The organism is Sporolactobacillus kofuensis (assembly GCF_024125425.1).
Classification (GTDB): domain Bacteria; phylum Bacillota; class Bacilli; order Bacillales; family Sporolactobacillaceae; genus Sporolactobacillus; species Sporolactobacillus kofuensis.
Map to the genome: position 1 here is coordinate 1 of NZ_JAMXWN010000036.1, position 1,582 is coordinate 1,582.

The following is a 1,582-nucleotide window of genomic DNA, read 5'->3' on the forward strand; positions in this document are numbered from 1 at the left end:
TACACTTTTTGGAGAGTTTGATCCTGGCTCAGGACGAACGCTGGCGGCGTGCCTAATACATGCAAGTCGAGCGCACAGAGGGGAGCTTGCTCCCTGAGGTGAGCGGCGGATGGGTGAGTAACACGTGGGCAACCTGCCTGTCAGACTGGGATAACTGTGGGAAACCGCAGCTAATACCGGATAATCCTCTGCACCGCATGGTGCAGGGTTGAAAGATGGTTTCGGCCATCACTGACAGATGGGCCCGCGGTGCATTAGTTAGTTGGCGGGGTAACGGCCCACCAAGACCGCGATGCATAGCCGACCTGAGAGGGTGATCGGCCACATTGGGACTGAGACACGGCCCAAACTCCTACGGGAGGCAGCAGTAGGGAATCTTCCACAATGGACGAAAGTCTGATGGAGCAACGCCGCGTGAGCGAAGAAGGTTTTCGGATCGTAAAGCTCTGTTGCTGGAGAAGAACGAGTGCTAGAGGAAATGCTAGTGCTGTGACGGTATCCAGCCAGAAAGCCACGGCTAACTACGTGCCAGCAGCCGCGGTAATACGTAGGTGGCAAGCGTTGTCCGGAATTATTGGGCGTAAAGCGCGCGCAGGCGGCTTCTTAAGTCTGATGTGAAATCTTGCGGCTCAACCGCAAACGGTCATTGGAAACTGGGAAGCTTGAGTGCAGAAGAGGAGAGTAGAATTCCACGTGTAGCGGTGAAATGCGTAGAGATGTGGAGGAATACCAGTGGCGAAGGCGGCTCTCTGGTCTGTAACTGACGCTGAGGCGCGAAAGCGTGGGGAGCAAACAGGATTAGATACCCTGGTAGTCCACGCCGTAAACGATGAATGCTAGGTGTTAGGGGGGTCCAACCCCTTAGTGCTGAAGTTAACACATTAAGCATTCCGCCTGGGGAGTACGACCGCAAGGTTGAAACTCAAAGGAATTGACGGGGGCCCGCACAAGCAGTGGAGCATGTGGTTTAATTCGAAGCAACGCGAAGAACCTTACCAGGTCTTGACATCCTCTGACAAGCCTAGAGATAGGCCGTTCCCCTTCGGGGGACAGAGTGACAGGTGGTGCATGGTTGTCGTCAGCTCGTGTCGTGAGATGTTGGGTTAAGTCCCGCAACGAGCGCAACCCTTGATCTTAGTTGCCAGCATTTAGTTGGGCACTCTAAGGTGACTGCCGGTGACAAACCGGAGGAAGGTGGGGATGACGTCAAATCATCATGCCCCTTATGATCTGGGCTACACACGTGCTACAATGGGTGGTACAAAGGGCAGCGAAACCGCGAGGTCGAGCTAATCCCATAAAGCCACCCCCAGTTCGGATTGCAGGCTGCAACTCGCCTGCATGAAGCCGGAATTGCTAGTAATCGCGGATCAGCATGCCGCGGTGAATCCGTTCCCGGGCCTTGTACACACCGCCCGTCACACCACGAGAGTTTGTAACACCCGAAGTCGGTGCGAGAACCTTTATGGACTCAGCCGCCGAAGGTGGGACAAATGATTGGGGTGAAGTCGTAACAAGGTAGCCGTATCGGAAGGTGCGGCTGGATCACCTCCTTTCTAAGGAAACGATCGATAGCGAAACG

At 54.9% G+C, this 1,582-nt stretch carries 1 rRNA gene; it reads left to right on the top strand.

What is annotated here, in order from left to right:
- The first annotated feature begins 5 nt into the window (after window positions 1-5).
- Window positions 6-1,556 (top strand): 16S ribosomal RNA (locus NIE32_RS14110).
- Window positions 1,557-1,582 lie beyond the last annotated feature (26 nt).